11 protein-coding genes are annotated in these 12,959 nt (G+C 61.3%); 3 read left to right on the top strand and 8 right to left on the bottom strand.

Translation table 11 applies throughout. From position 1 onward, the window contains the following. Window positions 1-401 precede the first annotated feature (401 nt). Window positions 402-2,597, top strand: coding sequence for an amylo-alpha-1,6-glucosidase (locus AC5RUM_RS03320; protein ID WP_494033590.1), 2,196 nt, complete (start codon window positions 402-404; stop codon window positions 2,595-2,597). A gap of 527 nt (window positions 2,598-3,124) precedes the next feature. Here AC5RUM_RS03320 and AC5RUM_RS03315 read toward each other — a convergent pair. The 6 genes from AC5RUM_RS03315 to AC5RUM_RS03290 form a co-directional block, all read right to left on the bottom strand. Beyond that, a complete protein-coding gene (locus AC5RUM_RS03315) occupies window positions 3,125-3,736 on the bottom strand; it encodes a HutD/Ves family protein (protein WP_494033589.1) in 612 nt (203 codons plus the stop codon). A gap of 63 nt (window positions 3,737-3,799) precedes the next feature. Further along, window positions 3,800-5,518 (bottom strand): urocanate hydratase, encoded by a 1,719-nt coding sequence (gene hutU / locus AC5RUM_RS03310; RefSeq protein WP_494033588.1) that lies wholly within the window; start codon window positions 5,516-5,518, stop codon window positions 3,800-3,802. A 41-nt stretch (window positions 5,519-5,559) separates the two neighbouring features. Next, the gene (locus AC5RUM_RS03305; RefSeq protein ID WP_494033587.1) at window positions 5,560-6,423 is read right to left on the bottom strand and encodes an ABC transporter ATP-binding protein; all 864 of its coding nucleotides are present in this window, start codon (window positions 6,421-6,423) and stop codon (window positions 5,560-5,562) included. Then, a complete protein-coding gene (locus AC5RUM_RS03300) occupies window positions 6,413-7,186 on the bottom strand; it encodes an ABC transporter permease (protein WP_494033586.1) in 774 nt (257 codons plus the stop codon). The genes AC5RUM_RS03305 and AC5RUM_RS03300 overlap by 11 nt, the downstream gene beginning before the upstream one ends. Then, complete coding sequence (locus tag AC5RUM_RS03295; protein WP_494033585.1) at window positions 7,183-7,998, bottom strand: ABC transporter permease; 816 nt, start codon at window positions 7,996-7,998, stop codon at window positions 7,183-7,185. Before AC5RUM_RS03295 ends, AC5RUM_RS03300 begins: the two co-directional genes overlap by 4 nt. A gap of 64 nt (window positions 7,999-8,062) precedes the next feature. Then, window positions 8,063-9,091, bottom strand: a complete 1,029-nt coding sequence (locus AC5RUM_RS03290) for an ABC transporter substrate-binding protein (RefSeq protein WP_494033584.1) — start codon at window positions 9,089-9,091, stop codon at window positions 8,063-8,065. 178 nt (window positions 9,092-9,269) lie between these two features. On the opposite strand from AC5RUM_RS03290, the gene AC5RUM_RS03285 reads away from it, so the two are divergent. Then, window positions 9,270-9,968, top strand: coding sequence for an IclR family transcriptional regulator (locus AC5RUM_RS03285; protein ID WP_494033583.1), 699 nt, complete (start codon window positions 9,270-9,272; stop codon window positions 9,966-9,968). 187 nt (window positions 9,969-10,155) lie between these two features. Here the strand turns inward: AC5RUM_RS03285 and AC5RUM_RS03280 are convergent, their stop codons facing one another. After that, complete coding sequence (locus AC5RUM_RS03280; RefSeq protein ID WP_494033582.1) at window positions 10,156-10,698, bottom strand: hypothetical protein; 543 nt, start codon at window positions 10,696-10,698, stop codon at window positions 10,156-10,158. Between the two features lie 364 nt (window positions 10,699-11,062). Beyond that, window positions 11,063-11,848 carry a 5'-nucleotidase, lipoprotein e(P4) family gene (locus AC5RUM_RS03275; RefSeq protein WP_494033581.1) on the bottom strand — a complete coding sequence of 262 codons (786 nt, stop codon included), beginning with the start codon at window positions 11,846-11,848 and terminating at the stop codon, window positions 11,063-11,065. A 674-nt stretch (window positions 11,849-12,522) separates the two neighbouring features. On the opposite strand from AC5RUM_RS03275, the gene AC5RUM_RS03270 reads away from it, so the two are divergent. After that, a complete protein-coding gene (locus tag AC5RUM_RS03270; protein WP_494033580.1) occupies window positions 12,523-12,948 on the top strand; it encodes a ChaB family protein in 426 nt (141 codons plus the stop codon). Window positions 12,949-12,959: the final 11 nt, after the last annotated feature.

Below are 12,959 nucleotides of genomic sequence, written 5' to 3'. Positions count from 1 at the left end.
TGCAGCCCTTCCCGCGCCAGCAGCGATACTGACGCGATCGCGATCGTCCGCGGATCGCAAATCAGGTCTTCTCCGGTTCCGGACTTATCTTCTCGGTGATCTTGTTCGCTGGTTCTCTAAACCACCGCGGTTCCACTGCTGTGGGTGGCGATCAACAGGATCGAAACGAACGAAAAGAGCAACCGCGCAATGATCCTGGCGGTAATCGGAACGGCTATTGCAGTGCCGCTGGCTCAGGTACCGTTCGCGAACCTGGTCCACCTCCTGTATCCAGCGCGTCAACGCAGTGCCGGCCCTGCGGCATGAGTGCTGGTGTCTTTTGTCCCTTGGGCGTAGCGTCATTTTGAACAGGGCGTTAGCGGGAATCCGCGGGGTGTTTCGCCGTTGGAGAAGGAGCCGGGATGGCCGGATGGAATGCTGACACTGCTGCCGGGACTGCGGGGCCAGGCTCCGTCACCTTGGTGGAAGGCTCGTCCTTTTGTATCTCCGGGGCGAACGGCGATATCCGTCCCGGGTTCCCGCACGGGGTTTTCTTCGAAGACACCCGCGTCCTGTCCCGCTGGGATCTGACCCTTAATGGTGTGCCACTGGAGTCGCTGGCGGCGAAGACGAGGGAACCTTATCGTGCCTTGTTTGTCGCACGTGTACCGCAATGGGACGGATCCGCGGACAGCCCGTTGATTGTTGAACGCCTCCGAGAGGTAGGGGCCGGCATCCTGGAGCAGATCACTGTCCTAAATTACTCACCGGCCTCTGCCGAGTGCGTAGTCACCCTTCAGGTCGAGGCGGATTTCGCAGATCTCTTCGAGGTGAAAGAGGCGCGCATCCAGCGGCGCTGGGACGAATCCCGCGAAGCGAATGGCGATTCATTAACTATCAGGGCGTCTTGGCAGGAGATTCGGAAGGGCGTCCTAGTATCGGCGAGCGGTGCCGACATCACCCCGGAGGAACTGACCTATCGCATCATCGTCCCGCCACACGGACAATGGAGCACCACCGTGAGCGTGGTGCCCCTCGTCGACGGAAGGAGTCCCGTGGCACGGCTTGCTCGGTCGAACGAGGGCGACTTGTCTCCCCGCGATCGGCGCCATCAGGACTGGGTGGCCAAGATTCCGGTGCTGCACATCGGCAACCACTCAATCGAACGGACCCTGCGGCGCAGCTACGACGACCTGGGAGCGCTTCGCATCGAAGATCCCGGCCACCCGGACAGGATCGTAGTTGCCGCCGGTGCCCCATGGTTCATGGCCCTCTTCGGGCGCGACTCGCTCTGGGCATCCCTGATGGCGCTACCGGTGGATCCGTCCCTGGCCTTCGGCACCATCCAGACCCTCGCGGACCGCCAAGGGAAGGTCGTGGATGAAATCAGCGAGGAAGAACCGGGCAAGATCCTGCACGAAGTCCGGCTTGATGTCTCCAGCGGGCTGGCGCTGGGCGGCAAGTCCGCCTACTTCGGCAGCGTGGACGCCACCCCGCTCTTTGTGGCCCTGTTCGGCGAAGTCAGCCGATGGGGATTTGCGGCAGAATCCATCTCAGCCCTGCTGCCACACGTTGACCTCGCGCTGGACTGGATCCGCGACTACGGCGACAAGGACGGCGACGGCTTTGTCGAGTATGCACGACTCAGCGACCGCGGCCTCATCAACCAGGGCTGGAAGGATTCGTGGGATGGAATCAACTTTGCCGACGGCAGGATGGCAGAGCCACCCATCGCATTGTGCGAGGTGCAGGCCTATGTCTACAGCGCTTACCTGGCACGCTCATGGATTGCCTTCGACGCAGGCGACATAGACGTGGGTGCCCAGTACCGGGACCGCGCGGCGGAGCTGAAGAGGCAATTCAACCTACAGTTTTGGCTGCCCGACCGGGGCTACTATGCAATCGCCTTGGACGGCCACAAGCGGCCGGTCGATGCATGCGCATCCAACATGGGCCAATGCCTGCTGTTCGGCATCATCGACAAGGACAAGGCGCCAGCGGTGGCCGAACGGCTCATGTCCCCGGAAATGTTCAGCGGCTGGGGCGTGCGGACCCTGGCAAGCAACATGGGCGCCTACAACCCGGCAAGCTACCACAACGGATCAGTCTGGCCCCACGACAATGCAATTATCGCTGCCGGGCTCCTGCGCTACGGCTTCGTCAAGGAGGCTCAGCAGATCTCCACAGCTCTGTTTGAGGCCGCCGAGTACTCGGAAGGACGTTTGCCCGAATTGTTCTGTGGCTTCAGCCGCGAGCACTACGACGAACCGGTTCCCTACCCCACGGCATGCTCACCGCAGGCTTGGGCTGCGACAACGCCCATCCAGCTGATCAAGGGCCTGATGGGCTACTACGCCGACGTGGGCCGCGGCGGCCTCTGGCTGCATCCCGTGCTCCCGGCATCCTACGGCGACCTGCACATCACCAACGCACCCATGGCAAACAGCCGTATCACCATAGACATCTCCGATTCCATCGCTACCGTCCAGGGGCTGCCCGACGGCATGTTGTTTCACCACGGGATTCGACCATGGGCGGCCGACCTGGTGGAGAAGGGAAATCACGCCGGTGACCGGCATCGCACTGCTGCGCCGGAGGGAGGAAAACCAGCTTTTTGACCTTGAATGAAGCGCCTGTGAAACGCAGCCGCCATCCCGCTTTTGTGCCTTGGGGAAGTCTCGCCAGCTGTCGCATCTCGCCGTCTCGCCGTCCTGGCGACCCCGAGGCGGCGACATGTCTAAAGACTGTTCCCCCGCACGGTCGACATTTGAGAGCCCGTCGGTCCCCCATCGGCGGGCCATCTTCTTGCCCTTGGAGCGTCGCAGTTCCTGTATCTCTGCTTCCAGGACTCTGACTAACTAGAGGTCCACAGGGATTACTGTGACTCCAAGCCCCTTTTCGCGGGTGAGACAAACGGACACAATATCCGTTAGTCGGTTACCTGTGTTCCGATAACAGTAGCGGCCCTTATGACCGCTCGAGCGGTCATAAGGGCCGCCGCAGGGCCTGCGGCTTCGAGGTCGTCGTATTCATAGCTTTGGATTCCGTTTGGTTCCTGTGTTTGATGTCTTTAGTATCCCGCCGTTGCTTGCCTTGGCTGGGTGCGGGTACGGTTTTGGGCGCACACGAGGTGTCCTCGATTCAGCTAGGTGTGCCTTGATTTAGGGGTGGGTTGAGATCCCCGTTGGGTGAGAGAGATGACCAAACATTGAGCTCCCGCCACCTTGAGTCTGAAGTTTCCAGGGTCGGTTGTGTTCCTTATTTCTAAGAGGTGTCCTCTCGGAAGATCAATCTGTGAAAACTCTTCAGACATGATCGATGTTTCGGACGCAGAACTGAATATGAGAGTTGTATCGGCGGAGGTTGTGAAGTCACGAGCTTGCCCTTGGCCTATCCATTCCCATCGAGGTGAAACGTGCTTCGGTGAGTAGATGAGGTTGATGTCCTGGACGGGACCGTCACGTAGCTTGCAATTAACATTGCAACTGCCATCGAAGGCTAGCGTTTGGAACGGGACAAGCGCTTCGTTTGAGCCGCCAAGGTCCAGGTACACGCCGGCGCCCTGGATCACCGTGATGATGCGCTGCATACCCGGGAAACTGGAGAACGGTCCGTCAATAGCGATTTCAGCCATGGACAGGCGCCACGTGTATTCTTCGCTTGGCCCCTCACGGATTAGCTCTGTAGTGCGCCCCCCGCCGTTTTTCCACGGCATTTGCGTGTAGTCCGAGGGTGCATATCTTTTTGTATGGAGCATAACCAGCTACTCCCTGTAGTGGCCATGCGACGGAGAGAAGCATAACCACTGCAAGGAAGTCTCCTAACGAATCACCGATGCGTTCTGGCTGACTTCCTGCATGGGGATGCGGACGCCGCGTTCTTTGGCGACGTCGAGTGCGCGGTCGTAGCCGGCGTCGGCGTGACGGATGACGCCCATCCCGGGGTCGTTGGTGAGGAGCCGTTCGAGCTTTTCGGCGGCGAGGTCGGTTCCGTCGGCGACAGAGACCTGGCCGGCGTGGATGGAGCGGCCGATGCCGACTCCGCCGCCGTGGTGGATCGAGACCCAGGTGGCACCGGAGGCCGTGTTGAGCAGGGCATTAAGCAGGGGCCAGTCGGCGATGGCGTCAGAGCCGTCGGCCATGGCCTCGGTCTCGCGGTAGGGGGAGGCGACGGAGCCGGAGTCGAGGTGGTCGCGGCCGATCACGATGGGCGCCTTGACCTTGCCTTCCTTCACGAGCTGGTTGAACAGCAGCCCGGCCTTGGCCCGCTCACCGTAGCCCAGCCAGCAGATGCGCGCCGGCAGCCCTTCGAACTCCACGCGCTCAGCGGCGGCATCGATCCAGCGGTGCAGGTGCTTGTTCTCCGGGAAGAGTTCCTTGATCGCGGCGTCGGTGACGGCGATGTCCTCCGGGTCTCCGGAGAGCGCGACCCAACGGAACGGTCCCAGGCCCTCGCAGAACAGCGGGCGGATGTAGGCGGGGACGAAGCCGGGGAATTCGAAGGCCCGGGCGTAGCCGCCCTTGCGGGCTTCGTCGCGGATGGAGTTGCCGTAGTCGAACACCTCGGCGCCGGCGTCCTGGAATTCGACCATGGCCTGGACGTGCCGGGCCATGGACGCCTGGGCCTTCTTGGTGAAGCCTTCCGGGTCAGCCTCGGCCTCGCGGTGCCATTCCTCCACTGAGATGCCTTCGGGGAGGTAGCTCAGCGGATCGTGGGCGGAGGTCTGGTCCGTGACGATGTCGACGGTGAGTTCGCCGGCCTGGTGGCGGCGCAGGATCTCGGGGAAGACCTCGGCGGCGTTGCCGACATAACCGACGGACCAGCCGCGGCGCTCCTCCTTGGCCTTGAGCACTTTGGCGATCGCGGCGTCGAGGTCGGTTTCCACCTCGTCGAGGTAGCGCTTGCCGGCCCGGCGGCGCAGGCGGGTCTCGTCGACGTCGACGATCAGGCAGGCGCCGTCATTCAGTGTGACGGCCAGCGGCTGGGCGCCGCCCATCCCGCCGCAGCCGCCGGTGAGGGTCAGGGTCCCGGCGAGGGTGCCGTTCTCGTCCCCGGTGAGCTTGCGGGCGATCGCGGCGAAGGTCTCGAACGTGCCCTGCAGAATGCCCTGGGTGCCGATGTAGATCCATGAGCCGGCGGTCATCTGGCCGTACATCATCAGGCCCTCGGCCTCGAGCCGGCGGAACTCGGGCCAGTTGGCCCAGTCCCCGACAAGGTTGGAGTTGGCCAGCAGCACGCGCGGCGCCCACTCATTGGTGCGGAACACACCCACCGGCTTGCCGGACTGGACCAGCAGCGTCTCGTCCTTGTCCATGGTTTCCAAGGTCCGGGTGATGGCATCGAACGCAGCCCAGGAACGGACCGCGCGGCCCGTGCCGCCATAGACCACCAGATCGTCCGGGCGTTCGGCGACCTCGGGGTCCAGGTTGTTCATGAGCATGCGCAGCGGGGCTTCCGTCTGCCAGGACTTAGCGGTGAGCTCGGTGCCGCGGGCTGCTTTGACCGGGCGGGCACCGGTAGTGAAATCGGCGGGTGCCATAAGGGACTCCTAGATGAGGAAAGAAGAAGAGGCGATGGTGTTTACTTTGTTGCGGCGGCGGGGCGGTGACCAGCCTTGGCCAATTGAATCTGCTCGTAAACGTGGTGGCGCAGTTCAGTGAACCGCGGCAGAGACCGGGTGTTGAGCTGGTCGCGTTCCGCTGGGAGGTCGATGTGTAGGTCCTCCTGAATGACTGTGGGGGAGGACGAGAGGATGATAACCCGCTCGCCCAGGTACACGGATTCGTCAATGTCGTGGGTGACAAACAGGACTGTGACGCCCAGCTTCTTCCACACGGTGCGGATCAGGTCTTCCAGATCGGCCCGGGTCTGGGCGTCGACGGCGGCGAACGGTTCGTCCATCAGCAGGACTTCGGGCTGGTAGGCGACGGCGCGGGCGATGGCCACGCGTTGCTGCATACCGCCTGACAGTTGCCAGGGGTAGGACATCGGAACGTGGGACAGGCCCACCGCTTCGAGGGCCTCGTCGACTAGCCTGTCGCGTTCTACCTTCGGTACGCGCTGGTTCTTCAGTGGTAGTTCGACGTTCTCGCGTACGCGCATCCAGGGGAAGAGTGAGCGGCCATATTCCTGGAAGACCACCGCCATTTTCTTGGGTGGGCCGGAAACCTGCACCCCGTCCAAAAGCACCTGACCTTCCGTCGGCGCCATGAGCCCGGAAATGCACTTGAGGAGCGTCGTCTTGCCCGATCCAGACGGACCCACCAGGCAGGCGAGCTCGCCTGCACGGAGGTCAAAGGTCAGGTTCCGCACGGCTTCCACGGGCCCGCCGTCGGTCTGGTAGACCTTCTTCAGCCCCCGTACTGAGAGCATGGCCTGACGGTCCGGGGCGGCTCCTGGCACACGGCCAGCGATGATGTTCTTGTCAGTGGTTTCAGACGGCATTTTCTACCTCTCGCAGGCCGTGGTACCAGCGCAGGATACGGCGCTCGGTGAATTGGAAAATGAAGGACAAGGCCACTCCCACCAGGCCCAGGATCACGATGCCGGACCACATCTCTGGGATGGCGAAGGATCGCTGGAACTGGACGATGGTGAAGCCCAGCCCGGAGGAGGAGGCGAACATTTCGGAGATAACCATCAAAATCAGTCCGATGGACAGGCACTGGCGCACTCCGGCCATGATCTGCGGGCTGGCGCTGGGCAGGACAAGGTGGCGAATGCGGGCCGCTCCTGAAATGCCGTAGGTATGCGCGGAGTCCGACAGTACACCGTCGACGGCGCGCACGCCCTCGATGGTGTTCAGCAGCACCGGCCAAATGCAACCGGAGATGATGACTGCCACCTTCATGGAGTCAGTGATGCCCATGAGCAGCATGAGCACGGGGACAAGCACCGGCGGCGGGATGGCGCGAAAGAACTCAAGGACCGGCTCCGTCAAGTCCCGCAGCCATTTCACCGATCCGATAAGCAGGCCCGCCACAATTCCTATAATGATGGCGGCAGTGACGCCCACAATAAGCCGGCCCAGACTGGGCAGCACATCGGAGAGGATGCGGTCACCGAACCACGTCTCAGCAAAGGTGCCGATTAGGGTGGCGGGTGTGGGGACGAAGAAGTTTTCGTCGCCGGCAGTGGCCGCCGCCCAGATAAGGACCAATATCGCGGGCAATCCCACGGCATAGGCGACTCCCTTTAGGATTTTCATACGATCACCTCTGCGCGCACCGAGGAGTGCCAGGAAAGGGTCTTGCGCTCAATAAAGCGCATGACCAGATTTATCAGGATCCCGATCAGGCCGGTGGCCAATACCAGGGCGTACATGCCCGCAATGGCCCCACCGGATTGCGCCAGGGCAATTTCACGCCCCAGCCCCGGAGAGCCAATGACCAGCTCGGCGGTAATCGCCAGGATCAGCGCGACCGATGCGGCCAGGCGGACCCCGGTCATCAGGTAGGGGAGCGCCGTTGGGAATACCACGTGGCGAATCCGTGCGAACTGGCCCAGCCCGTAGCTCTTGGCGGTGTTCATCGCCACGTTGTCCACGTCTGCCACTCCATACAGGACTTGAATAAAGACCTGCCAGAACGATGCGTAGATGATGAGCATCAGGGACGACTCCATCTTGACTCCGAACAGCAGAACAGCCAGCGGGATCAGCGCCACAGAGGGAATGGGGCGCAGGAACTCGACGGTGGAGTTGGTGAACTTCCGCAGGAAGGATGAGGACCCTATGACGAAGCCCAGCAAGGTCGCGGCCAGGACTGCAGTCACCAAGCCGATAAGCCAGGCGAGCATTGTTTCAGCTACTGCAATCCAGAACGCGGTATAACTGAAGTCCGTGGCCAGAGCCAGCAGAACCTCCGAGGCCGGCGGCAGGAACCGGGCGTCAACGATTCCGACGTTTGGTACCAATTCCCAAAGCAGGAGAAAGCCTGCGATTCCGGCAGCGCCCAGCAGTTGCTTGCTGGGCCGTGGGCGGGCCCTTTGCGGCATCTTTGCCCTACTGTTTATGTCCATTCTTCTTCCCGAGAGATCGCGTGCACGAGACTGACGTGCACGAAACTAATGTGCACTTGGGCGCCTATTTGGCGATCATCGCCTCATAGTTCGGGTCCTTTTTCAGTACCTCGTACTCCTTGGCGGCGGTGCCCAGCTTCTTAAGGGCGTCCGTGTTGACGTCCTTGTTCCACTTGGACATCACCAGGGCCTCGGCGAGTTCAGGCGTGACCTTTGCATAGTCCTGGATGATGGTGCGTACCTTGTCCTCATTCGCTGAGGCGAATTCGAACGACTTGTGCAAGGCCCTGCGGAAACGCTCCACGAGTTCAGGATTCTTTTCCAGCGTCTGCTGGGACGTGAAGTAGAAGGCCGAATCGAAGTTCTCGGCCATGTCCGTCATGGGACTGGCCACGATTTTTCCACCGGCTTTGAGGATCTGCGTCCGGAAGGGCTCGGTTGTCCATGCAGCATCGACATCGCCCCGCTCGAGGGCGGCCGGCATATTCGGGTAGGGCATCTCCACGAATTTCACGCCCTGCGGATCACCGCCGGCCTTCTCAACGGAGTTTCGGATAGTGATGTCCGCAAAGTTGTTGAGAGCATTGACTGCCACTGTCTTACCGACCAGGTCGGCCGCGCCCTGGATGCCGCTGTCTGGCATTGCCGCCACCTCGGTTGTGTCGGCTCCCGGCTCGTTCGTAGAGGTTGAACCGTTCGATACCACCGTCACCGGTAACCCCTTGTCCCGAGCGATCAGCAGGGAAACAACGTTCGAGTACCCGAATTGGTACTCCCCGGTGGTAACTGCAGGCACAATAGCTGCCCCGCCCTGCGCCAGCTGGACGTCCAGCTCGATGCCCTCCTCCTGGAAGTAGCCCTCCTGCATGCCCAAGTAAACCGGGGCGACATCGGTGATCGGAATCAACCCCACACTCACCTTCTCCAAGTTGCCGCTTCCGCCTCCACCTTGGGTGGCTGCTGCCGTTCCGGGCGAGGACGGGCTGCCTGCGCCGCAGCCGGTAAGGGTAAGCATTCCGGCTAGGACTGCCGAGCCCGCTGCGACAACAGCGCGCCGGCTCGAAACGTACGCGGGAAGGGATTTTGGTGACATGTGGTTCTCCAGGATGTTCCGGTTGAAAGTTTCAAAGAGTAAAACGTAACTGCCGTCACATGAAAGTTACTCCGTGGCGCTGGGCAGCGTCAATGGTTTGGGGCACAATAATTGCCGTACAGTGAAATGGAAGTTTTACAGTTGTGAAAGCCAGCCCCTTCTGCCCTAGCGAGGAAGCATGACCGCCCGAACAACGCAGGACCCCACCACCCGTGCCGCAGACCGCACACTCGGGCTGCTGCGTGCCGTGTGCGAGAATGACGGCGTAAAGCTCGTTGACGCAGCCAAGGCAGTCGATTTGTCTGCAAGCACGGCGCTGCGTCTGCTTCGGACCCTTGAGGCCAACGGGTTTGCCACCCGGACGGAAGACGGACTCTACCGTCCAGGATTCAGGATGGTGCAGCTCGGCGTGCAGGCCCTGAGTCACGAATCACTGGTGGCCACCAGCCGGGTCGCGCTCCAGTCCCTTGTTGAGCAGACCGGTGAGTCCGCTTACCTGAGCGTTCTGGTGGACAACTCACATGGCTTATATCTGGCGATCGAGGAGGGTACGCACACCGTGCGCCACATCAACTGGGTTGGCCGGACATTTCCTCTCCAAGGAAGCGCTGCCGGTGCGGTTCTTCTCGGCCAGGTAGACGCCGGAACCTATGCCGTTGTTGCCAACGGCGTCGAGGCGGATGTAACGGCTGTGGCGGCACCCGTCATAGTGGGCTCCAAGGTGGCCGCAGCCCTCAGTATCGTGGCCCCCAGCTACCGCACCACCTCCGATGCCGCTCAGCAATTGGGAACCTTGGTTGCACGGGAGGCGGAGAAACTCTTTGCCACTCCCGGTCTTGTTGCCGTGGCAGACGCTGCCCCAGGGCAAGCTTCATAGAAGAACAGCAGGCCATCGGCTGACGGCTCTGCCATGCGTATGCCGGCTTAGGATGTTTCCAAAGGCAGGAAGCCTGTCAGCATTAGCTGACAGGCTTCCTGCGTTTATGAGTGGTCAAAAGTCCGTTCGTTGCCCTGGTGCTGGCGTGAACCAAGGACTCGGCTCTTCACGGGTCCGACTGCCGGCCCTACCGGAGTTCCGCGCAGAGATCAATCTCCTGCCCTGGTGAGCCCACCAGGTTGACGGCGCCTGTAGTGAGGTCGAAGGCGAAAGTGACGCGCCCGGTGTGCAGGGTGGTGGAGACGCCTCCGGGAATGTCAGGGCCGTTTAGCGTCAACCAGTTGTTCCGCCCAGTCATCGTGACGGTGAAAGCATCTTCTTCGAATTCGGTGGTGACCTTCGATCCCGCCGATGTTGCAGTAAACGTCTTGCCGGGCACAGGGTTCGAGGGGTCCGGGCCATAGTTGATGTATGTGAATTCCGTTGTTCCAAGGGAGGACACAACGGTGCCACGCACGGAGCCATCCTTGTTGAAGAGCTCCTTGTAGTGAATGTTTCCTCCGCCCGTCCATGTGTAGCCGACGTTGAAGTCAGGGCAGGCGAAGCCGGCAGGGATGTAGGCCGGCCCTTCCGGCTGGTCTGGGCCGGCGGCGGCAGCTGGCATTGCAGGTGTGAGCAGGGTGGCGGCCAGGATGGTCGGCAGTGCGAGAAGTGCTTTGGTGGAGGTCATTTTCTTCCTCGATTTTTGGGCAGAGCGGTATTGAGAAAAGGGCATAACGGCGTGCCTCTGAACGGGATATTCCCTGACGGCGGCTAGGGGCGAGTCCCTGAGCCTGCGCCCGAAGGGGCGTCTTGGTGAACCAGATTACTCGTAGGTAGCCAAGCGCACCAGAGGTTTATCTAACGAATGTATAAAATCGTCGCGGTCGTCTTCACAAGCGTGCACGCAGGGATGGGTACAGCGTTTCCCGGATGATGCCGTAGTCGCTGGCGAGGATGCATTTGGGAATTCCGCTGGCCGCCCGCTGCACCATGTCCGCCGCGCGTCCTCGTCGCTAATAGTGCAAAGGCTCCGGGAGATGCCTGCAGGAAGATCACTTAGTGACTTCCAGCTCGGCGTTCCACTTGTCGAGGTCGGCATCCTCCCAAGAGCCGTAGGTGGGATTGGGCAGAATGAACCAGTCGTCGCCGAAGTGCTTGGCGTCTTCTTCGACGAGCTGCCGCTGCTGGTCTAGATCCGCGTCGGCATAGTCCCCAGCGAAGTCATGTAATGTATCGCCGAGTTGCATGATGACCTCGTGCTTCTCCTGGATCTTGGTGCGCCGCTCCTCCTTCGACGGGCCTAGCAACCTCACGTGGTCCTTTGATACTTGGGGGAAGTCCAGCTCCTTCAGTGAGGCGATGGTGGCATCGAGGTTCTCCTCGGTCCGGTCGGAGATGTAGTAGATCGAGACGCCCATCTCATCGGCAATCTTGAAGAACTCGGCGGCGCCCGGGATAGCGGACGGCGAGCCCTCGAGCTCCCACTGGGCCCAGGTATCCCAGACGCTGTAGTCGTGGCAGGCGGTCATGTCGCGGGCCAACAGCGCGGTGTTGTCGATCGCGGTCTCGTCCAGATCGGTGATAATCGCGAGGTTCTTGGACTTGGCCTGCTTGACTCTCTCCTGGAGGCGCTCGCCAGCGATCCGGTAGGTCTGGGACTGCAGCGCCTGTGCCTCGGCGCTTTGCTGCTGCCAGCGCAGACCCATCGCGTGTTCCTGTACCGCACAATTCTCGGAGTTGGGGCTCTTCTTCGCACCCTCAGCGCCCTGGTCGATGGCGGCGCAGCCAGCGGCGGCCAGCAGGGACACGATGGCGATACTCGTGTAGGCAATGCTCATGGGTCTCTTCAAGGTGAATCTCCTCGTTCAGCAAGATGGAACTTGATCGGCAAAAACCTGTATTGACGTTTTCTGGCCCTTCACAATCGAGCATGGGTAGGGGTGTTCCGCCGTGCCCGAAAAACTCGGGTGTCGATGGGCTGCCTCTTGTTGGCCGGCCTCTCGTGCATTGTGATCAGGGTCATATGGAGGACAGTAGCGAAGGTTGAACAAGCGTTCAAGACCCCTCGTTGACTCCCGCATCCGGTACCCGCGGCTGTTCCGATCCCTCCACGAGGCTGCCTCTGATTCCTGTGACGCTGCATGAGGCGTGACTGGAAAGATGTTCAGATTCGCTGTTGGATAGCTGCAGATACAGCAATGGGGGCAACGAATGGCACGAGTAATTTTCCATGATCCGTTTGTGGACAAGGAGCCTTTTTCCATCGAGCCGTTCAAGGGCTCGCCTCCCGCTCCCGTTCCACGACCCGCGCCTGCAGATCCAGCCGCCCTAAAGCCGCGGACATTGCCCCCTCAAGGTCATGAACGTGAGGTGCAGCAGCTCATCTACGACTTGGCGGTACTTGCCGCTAGACAGGATCTGCCCGGGTCATAACGACGCAGTCAGGCGTCCAGATCGGCAATTAAGCTGGTGCTATCTGAACGATCAACGTGCGCATAAAGGAGTGAGTGACATGCCTAAGACCGGCAAGAACGATCACGCCCGCAAGGACGAGCTTCCCTCGACCCTGCAGCGCTCAGAGCAGAAAGCCCAGGACACGTTCGCCAAAACCTATGATTCCGCCCTCGAGTCCTACGACAACGATGAGAGCCGGGCTGCCCGTGCAGCCTACGCCTCGCTGAAGCACAGTTACGAGAAGGTGGGCGACCACTGGGAGCCGAAGGAGAAGCGGGGACCTTCAGACAAGCGCGCGGAGGAGGGACTCGATTCGTCTCAACCCACGGCCGGTGACGTGGATGCCAACGCGTCGAAGGAGCATCTCTATAAGCGTGCGCAGGAACTGAACATCGACGGCCGTTCGAAAATGAACAAGGACGAGCTGGTCACAGCCCTGCAGAAGGCCAACGACGCCGCAACCCGGAAGGCGCGAGGAGACTAGCCAGCGAACCT

The organism is Arthrobacter sp. B2060 (genome assembly GCF_059090445.1).
Note: the sequence above shows the minus strand (reverse complement) of the source record. Positions and strands in the feature narration are given on the sequence as shown.